Source organism: Geodermatophilus sp. DF01-2 (genome assembly GCF_004571065.1).
Taxonomy (GTDB): domain Bacteria; phylum Actinomycetota; class Actinomycetes; order Mycobacteriales; family Geodermatophilaceae; genus Geodermatophilus.
On record NZ_SPQN01000060.1, the window covers coordinates 1 to 19,513 of the forward strand.

A 19,513-nucleotide genomic window follows, 5' to 3' on the forward strand; every position below is an offset into this window, starting at 1 on the left:
GATCTTGCCGCCCGGCGCGCCGTTCGGCGGCCTCGGGCCGCAGGGCCGGCCGGCCGGGTCCCCGAACGGCGCCGACCGCGGGTCGTCGTCGGCGTGATCCTCCGTCGCCGGTCCGGCGGCACCTGGACTCCCGGGCAGGCCCCGGAGCACGCCGGGCCCGCACCCACCCCCGGGTCCGGAATCGACCCCGGTGCCGGGGACGGCCCGCCGCCGCACTTCGCCGAGGGCCCGGCCGACGTCCTCCTGCAGCGCCTCGAGCTCACCGTCCGGCGCCGCCTCGACGGCCTGCTGCAGGGCGACCACCTGGGGCTGGTGCCGGGGTCGGGCAGCGAGGCCGGTGACTCGCGCACGTACCACCCGGGGGACGACGTCCGGCGGATGGACTGGCCGGTGACCGCGCGCACCCAGGTGCCGCACGTCCGCGAGACGATCGCCGACCGCGAGCTGGAGACCTGGGCGGTCGTGGACCTCTCCGCCAGCCTCGACTTCGGCACCGCCGCCTGCGCCAAACGCGACCTGGCGATCGCCGGGCTGGCCGCGGTCAGCCACCTCACCGTGCGCGGCGGCAACCGGCTCGGCGCCGTCGTCACCACCGGGGAGCGGGTCGACCGGTACCCGGCTACGGCCGGCCGGCTGGCCGCCGACCGGCTGCTGCGCGCGGTCGTGGCGACGCCACGGGCCGCGGGTGGGCGGCGCGGCGACCTCGCCGCCGCGATCGAGTCGCTGCGCCGGCCGCCGCGACGCCGCGGACTGGTCGTCGTGGTGTCCGACTTCCTGGGATCGGACGTGCAGGGTCCGGCCGACTGGGAGCGCCCGCTGCGCGGTCTGGGGGCCCGGCACGAGCTGCTGGCCATCGAGGTGGTCGACCCGCGGGAGCTGGAGCTCGCCGACGTGGGCCTGCTGACCGTCGTCGACCCCGAGAGCGGCCAGACCCTCGAGGTGCCCACCGGCGACGCCGAGTTCCGCGCCCGGTTCGCCGCCGGCGCCGCGGCCCAGCGGCAGGCGATCGCCGCCGGGCTGCGCCGCGCCGGCGCCGGGCACCTGCAACTGCGCACGGACCGCGACTGGCTCATGGACGTGGTGCGTTTCGTCGCCGACCGCCGGCGTGCCGGCAGCGGAGGAGCCTCCCGATGACGTCCTGGTCGCTGACATCGCTACTCGACCGCCGGTGTGCCGGCAGGGGAGGAGCCTCCCGATGACGTTCCAGGCCCCGTGGTGGCTGCTCGGCCTGCTCGCCGTCGTCGCGCTGGTGGCGCTGTACGTGGTGCTGCAACTGCGCCGCAAGGCCTACGCGGCGCGGTTCACCAACGTCGCCCTGCTGGGCACGCTGGTGCCGAGACGGCCCGGCTGGCGGCGGCATCTGTCGTTCGGGCTGGTGGCGCTCGGGCTGGCCGCGCTCATCGTGTCCCTGGCGGTGCCGAGCACCGAGGTGCAGGTGCCGCGGGAGCGGGCGACGGTGGTCATGGCCGTCGACGTCTCGCTGTCGATGCGAGCCGGCGACGTCGAGCCCAGCCGCTTCGAGGCGATGCAGATGGCGGCCAAGGAGTTCGTCGACGTCCTGCCCGAGCGGATCAACCTCGGCCTGGTCTCCTTCGCCGGCACCGCGACCACGGTGGTCACCCCGACCACCGACCGCGCCCAGGTGCGCACCGCGATCGACAACCTCGAGCTGGCCGAGTCCACGGCGATCGGGGAAGCGGTCTTCACCTCGCTGACCGCGATCGAGAACTTCCAGTCGTCGCTGGCCGCCGATGGCGAGGAGGTGCCGCCGGCGGCGATCGTGCTGCTCTCCGACGGCTACAACACCGTCGGCCGCCCCGACACGCAGGCCGTCGACGCCGCGGTGGACGCCGGCATCCCCGTCTCGACGATCGCCTTCGGCACCGACTACGGCACGCTGGACCTCGACGGCGAGCGGGTTCCGGTGCCGGTGGACCGCGCGACGCTCGAGGAGATCGCCGAGGAGACCGGCGGCAGCTATAGCGAGGCGGCCAGCGCGGCCGAGCTCGAGGAGGTCTACCAGGACCTCGGCAGCCAGATCGGCTACACCACCGAGGCCCGCGACGTCAGCTACTGGTTCGTCCGCGGCGGAGTGCTGTTCGCGATGCTCGGCGTCGTCCTCAGCCTGCTCTGGACCAACCGCCTGCTGTAGCGGAGTCGCTCGGTGACGGAAACCGTCACCGAGCGACTCCGCGTCTCAGCGGGAGGGGTCGAGGACGAGCTTGCCGGTGGTGCGGCGGGCCAGCAGGTCCTGGTGCGCCTCGCGGACGGCGGTCAGCGGGTAGCGGCCGCCGACGACCGGTCGCAGCGCGCCGTCGGCGACCAGGGGCAGCAGCTCGGCCATCGCGTCGTCGAGCATGGCCGGCCGCGCCATGCAGTGGGCCAGCCAGAAGCCGACGACCGCGCGGCTGCGCTGCAGCAGCATGCCCGGGGCGACCGACCGGGTCTCCTGGCGGGCCGCCATGCCGTAGGTGACCAGCCGGCCGAACGGCGCCAGCGCCGCCAGCGAGCCGTCGAAGACGTTGCCGCCGGTCATCTCCAGGACGACGTCGACCGGCCGGCCGCCGTTGGCCTCGCGCAGCGCGGCGGTGAAGGCCTTCGGGTCGTCGTCGGCGAGGGCGGGGTCGACGGAGGCGTCGGCGCCGAGCTCCTCGGTCAGCGCCCGCTTCTCCGGACTGGACGCGGTGGCGATCACCCGCCCGGCGCCCCAGCGGCGGGCGAGCTGGACGGCCAGCGACCCGACGCCGCCGGCACCGGCGATGACGACGACGGTCTCCCCGGCGGCCAGGTGGGCGCTGGTGCGCAGCAGGTGCCAGGCGGTGGTGCCCTGCAGGACGACGGCCAGCGCCTGCTCGTCGCCGACCCCTTCGGGCACCTGCCAGGTCAGCCGCGGGTGCGCGGCGACCTTCTCCGCGTAGCCCCCGCCGTCGAGCAGGCCCACCACCCGCGGGCCGCCGCCGGCCGGCGTCCCGACGAACTCCGCGCCCGGCACGAGCGGCAGCTGCTGGGCGGCGAGGTAGCTGTTCTCGATCTGGTGGGTGTCGGCGTAGTTGATGCCGGCGGCGGCGACGTCGAACAGCTGCTGCCCGTCCCCGGGGACCGGGTCGGGCAGGTCGACGACGTCGAGGACCTCGGGGCCGCCGAAGCGGGTGATCTGCACGGCTCGCATGGCGTGAGGCTAGGTGGGCGGGGCATCGCTGCCGCGCGGAGGTGTGACCTGCGCCGACCGACTAGGTTCGAAAGCCGACGTCAGCGACCGGCGCAGGGGAGTGGCACGTGGGCAGATCGGTGCTCGTGACCGGCGGCAACCGGGGGATCGGGCTCGCGATCGCCCGCGCGTTCGCCGAACAGGGCGACTCGGTGGCCGTGACCCACCGCGGCAGCGGCGCTCCCGACGGGCTGTTCGGGGTGCAGTGCGACGTCACCGACGCCGCCGCCGTCGACCGGGCCTTCACCGAGGTCGAGGAGCACCAGGGGCCGGTGGAGGTGCTGGTCAGCAACGCCGGCATCACCCGCGACGGGCTGCTCATGCGGATGAAGGAGGAGGACTTCACCGACGTCCTCGACGCCAACCTGACCGCGGCCTACCGGGTGTCGAAGCGGGCCGCGGCCAGGATGGTGCGCGCCCGCTCCGGCCGGATGGTCTTCGTCTCCTCGGTCGTGGGCCTGCTGGGCTCGGCGGGGCAGACGAACTATGCGGCGTCGAAGGCCGGGCTGGTGGGCCTGGCCCGGTCGATCTCCCGCGAGCTGGGCAGCCGCGGCATCACCGCCAACGTGGTGGCCCCCGGCTTCGTCGAGACCGACATGACGGCGCAGCTGCCGGAGAAGCGGCAGCAGGAGATCCTCGGGCAGGTGCCGCTGGGGCGGTACGCCTCGTCGGAGGAGATCGCCGGCGTGGTGCGCTTCCTGGCGAGCGACGCGGCCGGCTACATCACCGGGGCGGTCGTCCCGGTCGACGGCGGACTGGGAATGGGGCACTGATGAGCGGCATCCTCGGCTTGGCGCGCGGCCCGGTCGGTAGCGGACTGGGAATGGGGCACTGATGGGCATCCTGGAGGGGAAGTCGGTCCTCGTCACCGGCGTCCTCACCGAGGCGTCGATCGCGTACGCGACCGCCCGGATCGCGCAGGAGCAGGGCGCCACCGTCGTCCTCTCCAACTTCGGCCGCGCGCTGTCGCTGTGCCAGCGGATCGCCAAGCGGTTGCCGCAGGAGGCGCCGGTGGTCGAGCTCGACGTGACGAACACCGAGCACCTGTCGACCCTGGCCCAGCGGCTGCGCGAGCACGTCGACTCCCTCGACGGCGTCGTCCACTCCATCGGTTTCGCGCCCCAGGAGGCGATGGGCGAGGGCTTTCCCGAGGTCGCCTGGGAGCACGCGGCCACGGCGTTCCAGGTGTCGACCTGGTCGATGGCCTCGCTCACCCAGGCCTGCCGGCCGCTGTTCGGCGAGCGGGCCTCGGTCGTCGGGCTGACCTTCGACGCGACCGTCGCCTGGCCGGTCTACGGCTGGATGGGCGCGGCCAAGGCGGGGCTGGAGTCGACCTCCCGCTACCTCGCCCGCGAGCTCGGGCCCGAGGGGGTGCGGGTCAACCTGGTCGCCGCGGGACCGCTGCGCAGCATGGCGATGAGGTCCATCCCGGGCAGCAAGCAGTTCGAGGAGGCGTGGGAGACCCGCGCGCCGCTGGGCTGGTCGGTCACCGACACCGATCCGGCGGGCAAGGCGGTCGTCGCGCTGCTGTCGGACTGGTTCCCGGCCACCACGGGCGAGATCGTCCACGTCGACGGGGGCTTCCACGCCGTAGGCGTGTGAAGGTCACGAGAGCCACGCCGTCGGCGTGTGAGCGCATCCGCCGCCGTCCCACATCGAGAAGGAAGTACGTGCCCCGCGCCACCGTCGACATCAACCCCGGCCGGCGACCCGACGAGGACCCGTCCCTGGCCGTCCGCAACAACGGCGGTGTCCCCCCGTCGGCCGAGTCCGCCCCGGCCGGACGCCGGGAGGCGCTGCTGGTGCTCTCCTTCGGCGGCCCCGAGGGACACGACGACGTCATGCCGTTCCTGGAGAACGTCACCCGCGGCCGCGGCATCCCGCGCGAGCGGCTCGAGGAGGTCGCCGAGCACTACCACTCCTTCGGCGGCGTCAGCCCGATCAACGACCAGAACGAGGCGCTGATCGCCGCGGTCGAGGCCGACCTCGCCGCCGCCGGCGTGCAGCTGCCGGTCTACTGGGGCAACCGGAACTGGGCACCCTACGTCGAGGACACCTGGCGGCAGCTGGCCGACGACGGCGTCGAGCACGTCTACGTCCTCGCCACCTCGGCCTACGCCTCGTACTCCGGCTGCCGGCAGTACCACGAGGACGTCGCCCGGGCCCGAGTCGTGACCGGCGGGGGCCCGACGGCGGAGAAGCTGCCGCACTACTTCGACGCGCCGGGCTTCGTCCGGGCCAACGCCGACGCGCTGGCCGCCGCCATCGCCTCGCTGCCCGAGGAGGTCCGCGGCACCGCCCGGCTGGTCGCCACCGCGCACTCCATCCCGGACGCGATGGCCGCCGTCGCCGGGCCCGAGGGGCACGCCTACGAGGCCGAGCTCACGGCCGCCGCGCAGCTCGTCGTGGACGCCGCCGCGCCCGGCCGGTCCTTCGACCTGGTGTGGCAGAGCCGCAGCGGCCCGCCGTCGGTGCCGTGGCTGGAGCCCGACGTCAACGACCACCTGCGCGCGCTGGCCGCGGCGGGGGAGCGGGCGGTCGCGCTCTTCCCGGTCGGCTTCGTCAGCGACCACCTCGAGGTGGTCTGGGACCTCGACAACGAGGCCCGCGCGACCGCCTCGGAAGTGGGGCTGGCCTTCGCCCGCGCCGCGACCGCCGGCACCCATCCGGCCTTCGTCCGCTCGCTGGTCGAGCTGCTGCAGGAGCGCCGCGCCGGCGGGGAACCGCGTCTGGGCACCGACTGCCCGGCCGCCTGCTGTCTCGTGGCGCGGCCGGCGCCTCGTCCCGCGGACTCCTGACTCTTGCGGTGTCCTCCTCGCTTCTGCGGCGTTGTGACACAGCCGGAGCAGGGAGGAGACCGCAAGAGTCGCACTCCTACCGGGGGATGTTGTTGAACGCGGCCGTGATCGCCTCGCGCACCGCCTCCGCGAGGGGGCGCAGGGCGTCGTCGCGGGCGGCGGCCTGGCGGTGGGTGACCGCGCCCCCGGGGGCGTCGGTGAGCGCCAGGTCAAGCACCTTGGCCAGCCGCTGGGCCCGCGCCAGCAGGGTCATCGCCAGCGGGTCGGTGCCCGGCGGCATCCCCGGCACGTGCGCGGCCTCGGCCAGCCCGGCGAGCAGCGCCGGCACCTCGGGGTGCCAGCGGGCCAGGTCGAGCTCGACCAGCGTGCGGGCCGCGTCGCCGACGGCGAGGTCGAGCACGCCGGACACCGCACGCAGCGTCCCCTCGACCGGCGGCGGCACCGGCGGGACGCCGGTCAGGTCGAACGCCGTCCACTGCACCGCCTCCGGGCCCAGCGCCTCGGGCACCAGCGCGAGGCGTTCGCCGACCGCAGCCTGGCCGGCTTCCAGGCCCAGCTCGGAGAGACCCGGCACGCGGGGCAGGCCGCGCACGTCGCCGGGCACCGGCAGCACCAGGCGGAAGCGGCGCTCCCCGGCGCTGCGCAGCGCGCTCAGCGCCCAGCCGAGGGGGACGGCCTCGTCGGTGCAGGGCAGGCCGGCCACCCGGTGGGCACTGTCGCCGACCAGCGCGTCGAGCGCGTCGTCGTAGGAGGTGCGGCCGGTGAGCCAGGCGGTCGCCCAGACCGCGAACCGGCCGGCGGGGAAGTCGTGCACCCGGCGAGGTTATGCCGGAGCCCGCCCGGGTGACGGCGGCCGCGAGGACGATCACACCGCCGCAGGGGTCTGGGAGAGTGGGGCGGTGGACGCCTGGCTGCTGTGGCTGATCGCCTCGGGCCTGTTCGCCGCCGGTGAGCTGGCCAGCGGCGACCTGTTCCTCCTGATGCTGGCCGGCGGCGCGCTCGGCGGCGTCGGCGTCGCCCTGGTCGGCGGCTCGGTGGTGCTGCAGCTGGTCGCGTTCGTCGTCGTCTCCGCGCTGCTGCTGGCGCTGGTCCGGCCGCTGGCCAAGCGGCACCTCGCCGAGGGCACCCCCGAGCAGCTGGACGGCGTCGCCGCGCTGATCGGCCGGACGGCGAAGGTGAGCCAGGCGGTCGACGGGCACGGCGGGCGCATCCGCCTGGGCGCCGACGAGTGGACCGCCCGCAGTCAGTACGGCGGCGAACGGTTCCCGGTGGGAGCGACCGTGCGGATCCTCCAGGTGGACGGCGCCACGGCCGTCGTCGGCGACGCCCTCGAGCTGGAGTGACCCCTCCCGCGGGTGAGGTCGCGCCGAGCCGTGACCACGACGTCACCGGAACGGGGCAGGATCGGAGGCAGATCCCCCAGAAGGGAGCGTTCCCGTGACGCCCGCACTGATCGCCCTCGTCGTCGTCGCCCTGCTGATCATCGTCGTCGTCGCCAAGAGCGTCACGATCGTGCCGCAGGCACAGGCCAAGGTCGTCGAGCGGCTCGGCCGCTACAGCCGCACCCTCTCCCCGGGCCTGTCGCTGCTGGCCCCTTTCATCGACCGCGTCCGGGCGACCATCGACCTGCGCGAGCAGGTGGTCTCCTTCCCGCCGCAGCCGGTGATCACCGCGGACAACCTGCAGGTGGGCATCGACACCGTCGTCTACTTCCAGGTCACCGACCCGCGGCTGGCCACCTACGGCATCGCCAACTACATCACCGGCATGGAGCAGCTCACCACGACCACGCTGCGCAACGTGGTCGGCGGGCTCAACCTCGAGGGCGCGCTGACCGGCCGCGACGGCATCAACAGCCAGCTGCGCGAGGTGCTCGACGGCACCACCGGCCCGTGGGGCCTGCGGGTGGCGCGGGTGGAGATCAAGGCGATCGACCCGCCGCCGTCCATCCAGGACTCGATGGAGAAGCAGATGCGCGCCGACCGCGACAAGCGGGCGATGATCCTGCAGGCCGAGGGACAGCGGCAGTCGGCGATCACCACGGCCGAGGGGGAGAAGGCCTCGGCGATCCTGTCGGCGGAGGGCCGCAAGCAGGCCGCGATCCTCGAGGCCGAGGCCGAGCGGCAGAGCCGCATCCTGCGCGCCGAGGGCGAGCGGGCGGCGCTGTTCCTGCAGGCGCAGGGCCAGGCCAAGTCGATCGAGACGGTGTTCCAGGCCATCCACGACGGCAAGCCCGATCAGGGCCTGTTGGCCTACCAGTACCTGCAGACGCTCCCGCAGATCGCCCAGGGCGACGCCAACAAGATGTGGATCGTCCCCAGCGAGTTCAGCAAGGCCCTGGAGGGCCTGGCGAAGCTGGGGGGTGCGGACGGCGACGGGCGGTCCTGGATGGACGTCGGCCCGTCGGGGGACGGCGCGGGCCGGCCGACCGCCGAGATGGACACCTCCGGCTGGTTCGAGTCGGCGTTGCCGCCGGCCGCGGACCAGCCCGAGGCGAAGATCGAGCTGACCAGCATCGCCGACACCGCGCCCGCCGTCCCCGCCCCGGAGATGCCGGACACCACGTCACTGGCCCGCGCCGCCGAGGAGGAGACCGCCGACGGGGAGCCCCAGCCGCGATGACGCCGTCGTCCTACCGGACGACACCGCGGCCACGTGCCGTCCCCGGCTCGCCCTGAGCGCACTCGCGGTCCGCGGCGGGAGGCGCCTCCGGCCCCGCCGCGGAACCGCTAATCCTTGAGCAGGCCTTCGCGGAGCTTGGCCAGGGTCTGGCTCAGCAGCCGGGAGACGTGCATCTGCGAGATGCCGATATCCGCGGCGATCTGCGACTGGGTCATGTTGCCGAAGAACCGCAGGATGAGGATGCGCCGCTCCCGGGCGGGGATCGTGGCCAGCAGCGGCTGCAGCGACTCGCGGTACTCCACGCCCTCCAGCGCGGCGTCCTCCTCGCCGAGGGTGGCCGCCAGGGTGGGCGAGTCGTCCTCGCCGGAGAGCCGCTCGTCCAGCGAGCTGCTGCGGTAGGCGTTCGCCACGGCGAGCCCCTCGAGGACGTCCGCGCGGGGGATACCCAGGTGCTCGGCCAGCTCGCTCGGCGTCGGCGCGCGGCCGTTCTTCTGCGCCAGCTCGCCGACCGCGGCGTTGAGCGACAGGTGCAGCTCCTGCAGCCGCCGCGGCACGCGCACCGACCAGCCCTGGTCGCGGAAGTGCCGCTTGATCTCGCCGGTGATGGTCGGGACGGCGAAGGAGAGGAACTCCACCCCGCGGCTGGGGTCGAAGCGGTCGATCGCGGCGATCAGGCCGAGGGTGCCCACCTGCAGCAGATCGTCGAAGGGCTCGCCGCGGTTGCTGAACCGGCGGGCGAAGTGCCGCACGAGCGGCAGGTGCTCCTCGACGAGCATCTCCCGCAGCCGCTCGCGGCGGGGGTCGTCCTTGTCCAGCGCGGCGAGCTCGGCGAACAGCGGCGCGGTGCGCTCGGCCCGGCGGCGGTTCTCCGAGACGGGCGCGGAGCCGGCTGCCGCGGTCTCGCCGTCGCCCCCGGCGTCCGACCCGCTGCCGGACCCGGTGCCCTCCGACTCGTCGTCCTCGGCCTCGTCGTCGTCCGCCTCGTCGTCGTCCGACTCGGCGTCCTCGGCCTCGTCCTGCTGGGCCTCGGGGTCGGCGTCCGGAGCCTCGTCCTCCACCGGCCCGACGGTGTCCCGCGGGGGAACGGCCTCGCTGCGCGGATCGGGCACCACGACGGGCTGGGCCTCGGACGCGACCTCGCCCTCCGAGCCTCGCGGGTGGGTCGGGAACTCGTCGTCGCGCAGGGTGTCCTCCTCGACGGTCTGTGGCTTCGAGGCTGCGCCCCCGGTCACCGCGCCACCGAGACGTTCTGGCCCGAGTCCCCGAGCCTCTGCTCGGGGCGCTGTCCCGGGAGGTACTTGTCCATGGAGATCACGGCGACCGGCGCGGCGCTGCCGTCGCCGGCCGGGACGGTGGCCTGCGTGGCGGGGCCGGCGTCGACCTGGTCGACCAGGGTGTGCAGCACCGCCCAGCCGAAGCCGTCGCGGGGGACGTCGGTGCCCTCGGTCGTCGGTACCCACGCGTCGATGTGCAGGCCCTGGCGGGTCGTCTCGAAGACCACGGTCAGCCGGCGGTCACCCGAGACGATGGCGGAGAGGGTGGCGCAGGCCTCGTCAACGGCCAGCCGGAGGTCTTCCACCGCGTCGAGGTCGTAGTCCATCCGCATCGCCAGGTCACCGGCCATGGCCCGCACCGCGGGCAGCTGGGTGGGGGTGGTGGGCACCCGCAGTTCCAGTCGCTCGGCGCGCCGCCCGTCCTGCGCGAGGGCACCCCTCGAGTCCACCATCCGTCGTCCGCTCCTCATCCTCGCGTGGTGACTGCACGCCGGAGACCGTGGAGGTCCCGGTCCGTGCGGTTCGTATCCCATCCTGCCCGACCGGCTGCCGGCCCTGTCGGCCCCGGTCGGACGGCACGTCCGACGAGGAGGGCTACCCCGGTGGGGACGGCGGTCAAACCCCAGGTCGCGGGGCAGGTGAGCGCGGTTGCCGGTGTCGGGGCCCTGCGGTTGGCTGGCCCGGGATGAACGCCAGCCAGGAGAGCCCCCCGCCCGGGCCTGTACCGATGGAGGACGCCGGCGGAGCCGCGCTGGTCGCGGCGATGGAGACCGCCCACGCCGCCATCTTCTGCCTGGCCGGGCCGGCTCTGGAGCCGGTGTGGGCCAACGCCCGGGCCAGAGCGCTCGGGAAGGCGCCCGGAGACCTGCCTTCGGTCGCCGGCCACCGCGTCGCCGACCTGGCCGGCGTCGTGGCCCGCAGTGGACGCCCCGAGACGGTGCACGGCGACCCGGGGCCCGACGGCCGGGCGGCCACCGTCGTCCTGCATCCGCTGCAGGTTCGGGGGCAGCCGGGGGTGCTCCTCCTCCTGGAGGCCGCGCGGGCGGAGTCCTCCGGGGTCGGGCACGGAAGGGCCATCGCCGAGGGCGACGTCGTCGACCAGGTGCAGCACTCGCTGCTCCCGCCGACGCTGCCGCTGCTGCCGGACGTGCGCCTGTCGGGCAGCTACCACCGTGCCACCTCCGTGCGGGCGGCCGGCGGTGACTGGTACGACGCGGTCCCCCTGGGGCGCGGCCGGCTGGCACTCGTCGTCGGTGACGCCGTCGGCCACGGCGTGGCGGCCGCCGGGGCGATGAGCCGGCTGCGCGGGGCCATGCGCTCGGTCGCGATGCGCGACCCGTCGCCGGCCGCGGTCGTCGCCGCGCTCGACGCGTTCGCCGGCCAGATGGAGGACATCGAGGGCGCCTCCGTCTTCTACGGGGTGCTGGAGGCCGCCACCGGGCGGCTGACCTACGCCGCAGCGGGTCATCCCGCGCCCTTGCTGGTGCAGCCCGACGGGAGCGCGGAGTTCCTCCCGCTGGAGCCCCGCCCGCCGTTGGGCAGCCTGCCGGGCGCGCCGACCGTCGCGGCCAGCGCGCAGCTGCCGCAGGGCGCGACGCTCGTGCTCTTCTCCGACGGGGCGGTCGCCGCCGCGGGGCCGCTGTCCGCGCAGGGCCTCGGCCGGCTGGCCGAGGTGTCTCACGCCGCGCTCGCCGCCCCCGGCGCCCTCGACGGCGACGCGCCGAGCGAGCTGGCCGCGGCCATTCTCGAGAGGCTGGTGGCCTCCGAGCGCCCCGATGACATCGCCGTCCTGGTCGCGCACCGCCGTGCGGAGACCACCGAGCCGCTGGACCTGGACCTTCCGGCCGTCCCCGCCGCGCTGCCGACCGTCCGCCGCCACCTGGGGGCCTGGCTGACCGGCCTGGGCATGGGCGAGCAGGACCGGGTCGGCGTCATGGTCGCGGTGGGAGAGGCCGCCGCCAACGCGGCCGAGCACGCTTACCGGGGCGTCGAACCCGGCCGGATGCAGGTGACCGCGGCGGTCGACGTCGACGGCCAGCTCACCGTCACCGTGCGCGACCGGGGCCGGTGGCGCCCGCCGGACCGGGACCCCGGCGACCGGGGCCGCGGACTGCTGATCATGCGCCAGCTGGTCGACGGCGTGGTGCTGCAGGGCGAGCACGGCACCACCGTGACGCTGAGCATGCGGCTGCGCCGCAGCCCCGAGGGCGACGAGGACCGTCCCGGCGGCACCACCGCGGCGGACGTCGCCGTCGACCGGACCAGCGAGCGCCCGGTCGTCCGGGTCGCCGGTGCGGTGGACCTGGTCGGCGCCGAGCAGATGCGCATCCGGCTGCTGGAGGCCAGCCATGGCGGCACCGGTCGGGTCGAGCTGGACCTCACCGCGGTGACCCTGTTCAGCAGCGCGGCGGTGCGCGTGGTCCTCGCGATGGCGCGGATCGCCGGCGAGGAGGGTTGGCGGTTGGTGGTGCACGCGCCCGAGGGCGGGGTGACCCGGCACATCCTCGAGATCAGCGGGCTGGGCGGCCTGGTCGAGCTGCGCTGACGAGCGACACCCGGCGGCTCGGGTTTGCGGAACGCCGGTGGTGCCCATCCTCCTGGCGTGAGACTCCGCCGCAGCGACGTGCACGGCCCCGGATGGCGTCGCAAACGGGCCGGCCGCGGCTTCGCGTACTACGACTTCGACGGCGCTCTCATCAAGGACGAACGGCTCGACCGCGTCCGCGCGCTGGCCATCCCGCCGGCGTGGCGAGACGTCTGGATCTGCCCGTGGCCCAACGGCCACATCCAGGCCACGGGCGTGGACGCCGCCGGCCGTCGGCAGTACCGCTACCACGACGAGTGGCGGGCCCGGCGTGACGCCGAGAAGCACGAGCGGGTGCTGGAGATCGCCCACCAGCTGCCCGACGTGCGCGACGCCGTGGCCGAGGCGATCGCCGACAAGGGGCTCACCCGGGAGCGGGTGCTCGCGACCGCCGTCCGGCTGCTCGACCTCGGTGCCTTCCGGGTAGGCAGCGAGCAGTACGCCGAGGACAACGGCACCTACGGGCTCGCGACCCTGCGCAAGGACCACGTGCGGGTGCGCGGCGAGCGCGTCTTCTTCTCCTACACCGCCAAGGGCGGCATCGATCGTGAGCTGGAGGTCACCGACCAGCCGACCGCCGCGGTGGTCCGCGAGCTGCTCCGGCGACCCGACGAGGGGGAGGAGCTGCTCGGTTACTGGGTGGACGAGCCGGGCTGCGACGAGCGGACATGGCACGACGTGACCAGCACCGAGGTCAACGCCTACCTCAAGGAGATCAGTGACGCGGAGATCACCGCGAAGGACTTCCGCACCTGGAACGCCACCGTGTTGATGGCCGCCACGCTCGCCGAGACGTCCCCGCCGGACACCAAGACCGCGCGCCGGCGGGTGCTCAAGCAGGCCTACGAGCGGGTCTCGGAGACGCTGGGCAACACGCCGGCCGTCTGCAAGGCCAGCTACGTCGACCCTCGCGTGGTCGACCGGTTCGAGCACGGCGAGACCGTCGTGCACGCCCTGGAGGAGGCGGCATCGGCGCCCGACGACCGGTCGGCGCAGCAGGTGCTGGAGCGGGCGGTCTGTCAGCTGCTCAGCGCCTGAGCAGCGACTCCGTCCTGGAGAGAGGACGCACCCTCCTGGGTTCCCTCGCAGGCTCGGGGACGCCCTGGAAGGGGCCGTCTGATGCTCGGGGACGCTCTGGACGAGGGCCGTCACTCGGGACGGCCGCGGAGCGGGCCGGACGCGCGGTCAGGCAGTGGATGTGGCCTGGGGCCGAACGACGACGAGAGGCCCCGCCGGAGCGGGGCCTCTCGTCGTGTCGTGGCGGGTACGGGCTCAGGACCCGCCTCCCGGTCAGCGGGTCAGCGGGCGCTGCCGTCCACGATGGTGAACAGGTCGATCAGGCCGGTCACCTCGAGCGGCCGGGTGACCGCGCGGGTGGTGGCGACCAGGCGGAGGTCGACGTCGCGGGACCGGGCGGACTTCTGCGTCTCCACGAGGACGGCCAGCCCGGCGGAGCCGAGGAACTGGACGCCCGACAGGTCGATGACCAGGCCCTTGGGTTGCTGCTCGAGCTGGGTGTCGAGCGACGACCGGAGCACCGGGGCGGTGAACGTGTCCACTTCGCCGACGACCGTCACCGTGACCGCGCCGTCCTCCCCGGTGGAGGTCGAGAGCGTGATCACGTCGTCGAAGGGTGCCTCCGTGCCCTCGGTCGACACGTCGGGCTGCCCCTCGGCAGGCAGGTCGGATGTGGTCACGGGCTGAGCTCCTCTCAACGGCAGTACCCGGCGGCACGACCGCCCGGTCAATCTACCGCTGTGCGGCCCCCCGGATGTCGTGGCCCCCGGACACGCACGTCGTCGTTCGTGTCCGCACCGGGCTGCCCCGGCACGACCGCGGCTGCCTGCTCAACCGCAACCACAACGTAGACACGCGGAGTCGACGGTGCCAACCCGCTCCCGACGACCGCCTCCATCCCCTGGCGACATCCCCCCGATCGGGTAGGTGAGCTCCCCGCCCGAGCGGACAGGCCGGTCGAGCGGGGGACGCCGGCTCAAGGGGCGGAGTCAGGGGACGATTGACCGACCGGCCACGGGCCGCGGCCTGCGTGGCCCCCTCCAGGGTCCCGCCGCGAGCTCGCGGGTGGCGGGGGCAGGGGATCCCTGCTCAGTCCACGGGATGGATGGCGGCCTCCTCCTGGCTCTCGCCGCCGACGGTGGGGTCCAGGCTGGCCTCGACGTCGTCGGCGGTGCGGTTGGTGCCGGAGTCGGTGTCCGGGGTGGTGTCGTAGTCCTGCTCCAGCTGTCCGATGCCGCGGCTGGGGTCCTCGGCGGGCCGTACCCCCGGCTGGACGTCGGGCACCTCCCGGTCGAGACGGCCGGTGAGGGACTCGCCCTCCGACTGCTCGAAGGCGGTCGTGCCGAAGTCGGCGCTGGCGCCGGGGTCGTCCCCGGGGACGGGCGCGAACTGGGGGTCCTCGGCCTCCGCCATCGTGGGCGAGTCGTCCTGGGAGACCTCGGGGACGCCCTCGTCCTCGGGGAAGACGTCGCGGGCAGTCTGGCCCTCGGTGGGCTGCGTCATGGGGTGCCTCCTGGTGCAGGTGCTGCGGAACAGGTGCTACGGAACCGGCCCCCCGGGATGCGGCCCGGGCCGGTCGCGGACTGGTTCCTCGCCTACCCGGTCGTCCGGCGGCCATGCGCGACCCGGCTCGCCGGCGTCCGTCCGGCGCCTTCCGCATGACGGCTGTCGCTGCGGGGTAGCGCCGCTGCCATGGCGATCCCAGACGAGGTGCAGCGGATCGGTTCCCCCGTCCGCCGCTGGGCCCGGGCCCAGCAGCAGGCGTACACGAGCGGGGAGGACCGGCCGCTGGGTGGCTTCCTCGGCGCGATGAGCGTCTACGGGGTGGTGGTGTCGGCCGGCGCGGCCGTGGTGCGCGCCTCGGGCCGGCAGCTGCCCGAGCGCATCCCGCTGGGCGACGCCGTCCTGCTGACCATCGGCACCTTCCGGCTGGCCCGCCGGATCGCCAAGGACCCGGTCACCAGCCCGCTGCGGGCGCCGTTCGCGCGCTTCAACGGGGCGTCCGGCGAGGCCGAGCTCTCCGAGGAGATCCGCGAGCACGGCGGCTGGAAGCACGCCGTCGGCGAACTGGTGACCTGCCCGTTCTGCCTGGCGCAGTGGGTGGGGACGGCGTTCGTCTTCGGCTACGTGGCCGCGCCCAACGCCACGCGGCTGGCGGCCCTGACCATGACCGCGGCCGCCGGGTCCGACGTCCTGCAGTTCGCCTACGACGCCATCCAGAGCCGGACCATCGGGGACGACGGGGACGGGAGCTGAACCCCTCCCTCCGGGGGAGGAGGAGCCGCTGGACCTGCCACGGAGCGCGTGGCGCGCCTATCCTGGTGATCTTGACCGCCCGGCCTTCCCCGCCCGCGGTCGCGGAGCGGTCTTTCTGAGGAGCAGGGCATGCGGTCGATCTGGCGCGGGGCGGTCTCGTTCGGCCTGGTCAGCATCGGCGTGAAGCTGTACACGGCCACCGAGGACCACGACATCCGGTTCAACCAGGTGCACGCCACCGACGGCGGCCGGATCAGGTACCGGCGGGTCTGCTCGATCGACGGCGAGGAGGTCGAGTACTCCGAGATCGCCAAGGGCTACGAGCTGCCCGACGGCCAGCTGGTGGTGCTGACCGACGAGGACTTCGAGGAGCTGCCGCTGGCCTCCCGGCGGGAGATCGAGGTCCTGCAGTTCGTCGACCAGGACGAGATCGACCCGATCCACTTCGAGAAGACCTACTTCCTGGAGCCGGACGCCTCGGCCACCCGCCCGTACGTGCTGCTCCGCGACGCCCTGGAGAACGCCGGCCGGGTCGCCATCACCAAGATCGCGATCCGGCAGCGGGAGTCGCTGGCCGCGCTGCGGGTGCGCGACGGCGTGATGGTCCTGCACACGATGCGCTGGCCCGACGAGATCCGCCGTCCCGACTTCGCCTTCCTGGACGAGGACGTCGCCGTCCGGCCGCAGGAGCTGCAGATGGCCGAGGCGCTGATCGGCTCGATGACCGGCGACTTCGACCCGGCGGAGTTCACCGACGACTACCGCGAGGCGATGGCCGCACTGCTCGAGGCCAAGCAGAGCGGTGGCGAGGTGCAGCCGCTGCCCGAGACGGCCGACCCCGGCGCCGCGGTCGTGGACCTGATGAGCGCGCTGCGCCGCAGCGTGGAGGCCGCCCGCGGCGGTGCCCCCGCCGAGGAGGCGCCGGCCCGCCGGGCGCCGGCGAAGAAGGCGACCGCCGCGAAGAAGGCTGTGCCGGCCCGCTCGGGTGCCGAGGGGGACGGGGCGCCGGCCCGCCGGACCACGGCGCGGAAGGCGACCGCCGCCGAGAAGCCCACGGCCGAGAGGACGACGGCCGGGAAGGGGACGGCCAAGCAGACGACGGCCGGGAAGACGACGGCCAAGCAGACGACGGCCGAGAAGGCGACGGCCAGGCGGACGACGGCCGACAAGAAGACGAGGGCCACGGCGGCGAAGAAGGCCACGGCTGCAGAGCAGCCGGCCAAGCGCGCCCGCCGCAGCGCCTGAGGTGCCCGGCCGGGAACGGCGCGAGGACCCGCTCGCCGAGCACCGCGCCGAGCGGGATTCCGCCCGCACCGCCGAGCCGGGCCCGGCACCCGGGCACCCGCTGCGGGCCGGCACCGGCGACACGTTCGTCGTCCAGGAACACCGCACGCGCCATGGCTCCCCCACCCACCCGACCGGCTCGCGGGTGCACTGGGACCTCCGGCTCGAGCGGGACGGCGTCCTGAAGAGCTGGGCGGTGCCGAAGGGGCCGCCCACCGAGCGGGGTCCCGCCCGACTGGCCGTCCCCACCGAGGACCATCCGCCGGAGTACGCGGCCTTCGAGGGCGCCACCGCCGCGGGCGAGCACGGCGGCGGCGAGGTCCGCATCTGGGACGCCGGCCGCTACGCCACCGAGCAGTGGGCCGACGACCACGTCACGGTGTCCTTCGCCGGGCGGCGGCTGCGCGGTCGCTACGTGCTGTTCCGGCTGGCCGACGGCTCCTGGAACATCCGCAAGCTCGACGCCACCCCGTCGGGCCAGGCCCCCGTGGCCCCCATGCTCGCCACCCCGGGGGAGTTGCCGCCGTCCGGGGAGGACGACGACTGGGGCTATGAGTTCAAGTGGGACGGCGTCCGTGCGATCGCCGTGCTCGAGGCCGGGGCGCTGACCCTCTGGGCGCGCAGCGGCACGGAGATCACCGTCCGTTATCCCGAACTGAACCGATTACCGAACCAGCTGACCGGACACGACGCCGTCCTCGACGGCGAGATCGTCGCGCTCGACGCACGAGGCCGGCCCGACTTCGGCGCGCTGCAGGGGCGGATGCACCGCACCGGCCCCGAGGTGCGCCGGATGGCCGCGGCCGCGCCGGTGACCTACCTGGTGTTCGACCTGCTGGCCTGGGACGGCGAGAGCCTGCTCGCACTGCCGTACGCGGAGCGCCGGGAGCGGCTGGAGGCGCTCGACCTCGGCGGTGAGCGGTGGCTGGGCACGCCGTGGTTCCGTGGTGGCGGTGCCGCGGTGCTGGCCGCCAGCCGGGACAACGGGCTCGAGGGCGTGGTCGCCAAGCGGCTGGACTCGCCGTACCGGCCGGGGCTGCGCGGCCCGGACTGGCGCAAGGTGAAGAACGTCCGGACGCAGGCCGTCGTCGTCGGCGGGTGGCGCCCCGGACAGGGCCGGCGCGCCGGGGGAGTGGGGTCGCTGCTGGTGGGCGTGCACGACGACGAGGGCCGGCTGGTCTACGCCGGGCACGTCGGCACCGGCTTCACCGCCGTCGCCCTGAAGGAGCTGGCGCCGCTGTTCACGCCGGCCGACCGCCCCCTGTTCGCCGACGCGCTGCCGCGCGAGGTCACCCGGGACGCGCACTGGGTGGTGCCCGAGCTGGTGGGTGAGGTGGCGTTCACGGCGTGGACCGCCGACGGCCGGATGCGCCACCCGTCGTGGCGCGGCCTGCGTGACGACCTCGACCCCGGCGACGTCGTGGTCGAGTGGTGAGGCTTCGTGGCGGAACCGCGCGGGCACTGGACGTGACGTGAGCCGGCAGCTGGTGCGGGTGGACGGGCGGCAGTTGCACGTCTCCAACCTGGAGAAGGTGCTCTTCCCCGAGGTCTCCTTCACCAAGGCCCAGGTCATCGACTACTACGTGCGGATAGCGTCGGCGCTGCTGCCCCACCTGTCCGGCCGGCCGGTGACCTTCACCCGCTGGCCCGACGGGGTGGAGGGGCAGGCGTTCTTCGAGAAGAACAGTGCCCGGCACGCCCCCGACTGGGTGCGGCGGGTGACCGTCCCGAGCCCCGGCAGCTCGCGCGGCCGGGAGACCCTCGACATGGTGGTGCTCGAGACCGTCGCCGACCTGGCGTGGGCGGCCAACCTGGCCGCGCTGGAGCTGCACGTGCCCCAGTGGCAGGTGGGCAGCCGGCTGCAGCCGGCGCTGCCGGACCTGCTCGTCCTCGACCTCGACCCCGGTCCGGACGCCGGGATCCTCGAGTGCTGCGAGGTCGCCGAGCGGCTGCGGGAGCGGCTGGTCGCCGACGGCCTGGACCCGGTCGTGAAGACCTCCGGCTCCAAGGGCATGCAGGTGTACGCACCGATCCGGGTCAGCGACCGGGAGCACCCCAGCCGCTACGCCCGGGCGCTGGCGCAGGAGCTGTCCGCCGAGACCCCTGACCGGGTGGTCTGGCGGATGGAGAAGGTGCTGCGGCCGGGCAAGGTCCTCGTCGACTGGAGCCAGAACAACCCGGCCAAGACGACGGTGGCGCCCTACTCGCTGCGCGCCCGGCCCGACGCCCCGGTGTCCACCCCGATCGGCTGGGACGAGGTCGAGGCGGTCCTCGACGGCGCCGACCCCGGCTCGCTGCGCTTCCGGACCGAGGACGTGCTGGCCCGGGTCGAGGAGTACGGCGACCTGTTCGACATCGCCGGGGCGCAGCGCGCCGCCCTGCCGCAGGCTTGAGGAAGTCCCCCCCGCCGCCCGCCACTCGGAGAAGGCCCCCGTCCTCCTCGCCGCTCGCAGGCTCGCGGCGAGCCCCT

19 protein-coding genes are annotated in these 19,513 nt (G+C 74.5%); 13 read left to right on the forward strand and 6 right to left on the reverse strand.

The annotated features are described in order from the left end of the window. Positions 1-93 precede the first annotated feature (93 nt). Together E4P41_RS15270 and E4P41_RS15275 are read left to right on the forward strand one after the other, a co-directional pair. Positions 94-1,134 (forward strand): DUF58 domain-containing protein, encoded by a 1,041-nt coding sequence (locus tag E4P41_RS15270; RefSeq protein WP_135142129.1) that lies wholly within the window; start codon positions 94-96, stop codon positions 1,132-1,134. A 61-nt stretch (positions 1,135-1,195) separates the two neighbouring features. Beyond that, entirely contained in the window at positions 1,196-2,152 is a 957-nt protein-coding gene (locus E4P41_RS15275; RefSeq protein WP_135142130.1) for a VWA domain-containing protein, read from the forward strand. 45 nt (positions 2,153-2,197) lie between these two features. Here E4P41_RS15275 and E4P41_RS15280 read toward each other — a convergent pair whose 3' ends face one another. Next, positions 2,198-3,169, reverse strand: a complete 972-nt coding sequence (locus E4P41_RS15280; RefSeq protein WP_135142131.1) for an NADPH:quinone oxidoreductase family protein — start codon at positions 3,167-3,169, stop codon at positions 2,198-2,200. Positions 3,170-3,276: 107 nt separating this feature from the next. Between E4P41_RS15280 and fabG the strand changes: the two genes are divergently transcribed. From fabG to E4P41_RS15295, 3 genes are all read left to right on the forward strand, one after another. Then, positions 3,277-3,981 carry a 3-oxoacyl-ACP reductase FabG gene (gene fabG, locus E4P41_RS15285; protein ID WP_135142132.1) on the forward strand — a complete coding sequence of 235 codons (705 nt, stop codon included), beginning with the start codon at positions 3,277-3,279 and terminating at the stop codon, positions 3,979-3,981. 61 nt (positions 3,982-4,042) lie between these two features. Further along, positions 4,043-4,810: an enoyl-ACP reductase FabI gene (fabI, locus tag E4P41_RS15290; protein WP_135142133.1), complete on the forward strand. Its 768-nt coding sequence runs from the start codon at positions 4,043-4,045 to the stop codon at positions 4,808-4,810. Positions 4,811-4,878: 68 nt separating this feature from the next. Next, positions 4,879-6,006 carry a ferrochelatase gene (locus E4P41_RS15295; RefSeq protein ID WP_209307738.1) on the forward strand — a complete coding sequence of 376 codons (1,128 nt, stop codon included), beginning with the start codon at positions 4,879-4,881 and terminating at the stop codon, positions 6,004-6,006. Between the two features lie 76 nt (positions 6,007-6,082). Here the strand turns inward: E4P41_RS15295 and E4P41_RS15300 are convergent, their stop codons facing one another. Beyond that, positions 6,083-6,820 (reverse strand): hypothetical protein, encoded by a 738-nt coding sequence (locus E4P41_RS15300; protein ID WP_135142134.1) that lies wholly within the window; start codon positions 6,818-6,820, stop codon positions 6,083-6,085. Between the two features lie 85 nt (positions 6,821-6,905). On the opposite strand from E4P41_RS15300, the gene E4P41_RS15305 reads away from it, so the two are divergent. Both E4P41_RS15305 and E4P41_RS15310 read left to right on the forward strand, forming a co-directional pair. Then, positions 6,906-7,349 carry an NfeD family protein gene (locus E4P41_RS15305; protein ID WP_135142135.1) on the forward strand — a complete coding sequence of 148 codons (444 nt, stop codon included), beginning with the start codon at positions 6,906-6,908 and terminating at the stop codon, positions 7,347-7,349. 94 nt (positions 7,350-7,443) lie between these two features. Further along, the gene (locus tag E4P41_RS15310) at positions 7,444-8,628 is read left to right on the forward strand and encodes an SPFH domain-containing protein (protein WP_135142136.1); all 1,185 of its coding nucleotides are present in this window, start codon (positions 7,444-7,446) and stop codon (positions 8,626-8,628) included. A 107-nt stretch (positions 8,629-8,735) separates the two neighbouring features. Here the strand turns inward: E4P41_RS15310 and E4P41_RS15315 are convergent, their stop codons facing one another. Both E4P41_RS15315 and E4P41_RS15320 read right to left on the reverse strand, forming a co-directional pair. Then, a complete protein-coding gene (locus E4P41_RS15315; protein ID WP_135142137.1) occupies positions 8,736-9,860 on the reverse strand; it encodes an RNA polymerase sigma factor SigF in 1,125 nt (374 codons plus the stop codon). After that, positions 9,857-10,354, reverse strand: coding sequence for an ATP-binding protein (locus tag E4P41_RS15320; RefSeq protein WP_135142138.1), 498 nt, complete (start codon positions 10,352-10,354; stop codon positions 9,857-9,859). Before E4P41_RS15320 ends, E4P41_RS15315 begins: the two co-directional genes overlap by 4 nt. Before the next feature lie 275 nt (positions 10,355-10,629). Here E4P41_RS15320 and E4P41_RS15325 point away from each other — a divergent pair, with 275 nt between their 5' ends. Further along, complete coding sequence (locus E4P41_RS15325; RefSeq protein ID WP_245177376.1) at positions 10,630-12,447, forward strand: SpoIIE family protein phosphatase; 1,818 nt, start codon at positions 10,630-10,632, stop codon at positions 12,445-12,447. A gap of 57 nt (positions 12,448-12,504) precedes the next feature. Continuing rightward, positions 12,505-13,524, forward strand: a complete 1,020-nt coding sequence (locus E4P41_RS15330) for a DNA topoisomerase IB (RefSeq protein ID WP_135142140.1) — start codon at positions 12,505-12,507, stop codon at positions 13,522-13,524. Positions 13,525-13,784: 260 nt separating this feature from the next. Here the strand turns inward: E4P41_RS15330 and E4P41_RS15335 are convergent, their stop codons facing one another. Together E4P41_RS15335 and E4P41_RS15340 are read right to left on the reverse strand one after the other, a co-directional pair. Then, positions 13,785-14,183, reverse strand: a complete 399-nt coding sequence (locus E4P41_RS15335) for an STAS domain-containing protein (RefSeq protein WP_135142141.1) — start codon at positions 14,181-14,183, stop codon at positions 13,785-13,787. 409 nt (positions 14,184-14,592) lie between these two features. Beyond that, a complete protein-coding gene (locus tag E4P41_RS15340; RefSeq protein WP_135142142.1) occupies positions 14,593-15,006 on the reverse strand; it encodes a hypothetical protein in 414 nt (137 codons plus the stop codon). 189 nt (positions 15,007-15,195) lie between these two features. Here E4P41_RS15340 and E4P41_RS15345 point away from each other — a divergent pair, with 189 nt between their 5' ends. From E4P41_RS15345 to ligD (E4P41_RS15360), 4 genes are all read left to right on the forward strand, one after another. Beyond that, positions 15,196-15,759, forward strand: a complete 564-nt coding sequence (locus E4P41_RS15345) for a DUF1360 domain-containing protein (protein WP_135142143.1) — start codon at positions 15,196-15,198, stop codon at positions 15,757-15,759. A gap of 129 nt (positions 15,760-15,888) precedes the next feature. Then, positions 15,889-17,004 (forward strand): Ku protein, encoded by a 1,116-nt coding sequence (locus tag E4P41_RS15350; RefSeq protein WP_135142144.1) that lies wholly within the window; start codon positions 15,889-15,891, stop codon positions 17,002-17,004. 1 nt (position 17,005) lies between these two features. After that, positions 17,006-18,478, forward strand: coding sequence for a non-homologous end-joining DNA ligase (gene ligD / locus E4P41_RS15355; protein WP_167761104.1), 1,473 nt, complete (start codon positions 17,006-17,008; stop codon positions 18,476-18,478). A 37-nt stretch (positions 18,479-18,515) separates the two neighbouring features. Next, complete coding sequence (gene ligD / locus E4P41_RS15360; RefSeq protein WP_135142145.1) at positions 18,516-19,436, forward strand: non-homologous end-joining DNA ligase; 921 nt, start codon at positions 18,516-18,518, stop codon at positions 19,434-19,436. Positions 19,437-19,513: the final 77 nt, after the last annotated feature.